A 579-nucleotide genomic window follows, 5' to 3' on the forward strand; every position below is an offset into this window, starting at 1 on the left:
TGATCACTGGGCTTCTACAGTCTAGCTTAACGGCTAGGCTGCTTCTTTTTTCTCAGATCCAAAATCCAACTTCGATAATTCGAAGACTTTCGTTTTAACGGATTGTTTCTCCTGAGATACGGGTGCTACCCTTGCGACGATGCCAGCCGCAATTAAATCTAATTCACCTGTCTTTTCTATGCTCTTAGCCGACGATAGATCACGGTTTTGATGCGTTCCGCAAGCTACACAAGTGAAATACCTATCGTTCAATGTTAAAACATGGTTTTGGCCGCACTCTGAGCAGATCCCTGTGGACTTCTCAAATCGACCAATTTCGTGATACAACTTACCCTCTAACTCAGCTTTGTATTTTGAAAGCTGAGTTATCAGCCCCATTACGTTATCGGCAACCATGCTGCCATTGAACTTTTGCATCGCTTTTACGTTTAAATTTTCAGGGTATACGGATTTAATGGTTGATGGGGCACCTTCACCCCATCAATCTGATACCACCCTCAGATGGTTGATAGATCGACTCCGTAGTTGAGTTCCTCTGCGAAGTCCGGCAGTCTGTAACCGATGGTTTTCTTGTAGAAA

The 579-nt window shown here is 43.9% G+C and carries 1 protein-coding gene; it reads right to left on the minus strand.

Annotated elements, in window-relative coordinates:
* Positions 1–33: 33 nt before the first annotated feature.
* Positions 34–417: a zinc ribbon domain-containing protein gene (locus JIG41_RS06810; protein WP_063528624.1), complete on the minus strand. Its 384-nt coding sequence runs from the start codon at positions 415–417 to the stop codon at positions 34–36.
* Between the last annotated feature and the right edge of the window lie 162 nt (positions 418–579).

This window comes from Pseudoalteromonas sp. bablab_jr011 (genome assembly GCF_016464045.1).
Classification (GTDB): Bacteria; Pseudomonadota; Gammaproteobacteria; order Enterobacterales; family Alteromonadaceae; genus Pseudoalteromonas; species Pseudoalteromonas lipolytica.

What these genes read in the sequence shown, in the direction of transcription:
- JIG41_RS06810 (WP_063528624.1), bottom strand. Translation starts at nt 417, where the DNA reads ATGCAAAAGTTCAATGGCAGCATGGTTGCCGATAACGTAATGGGGCTG.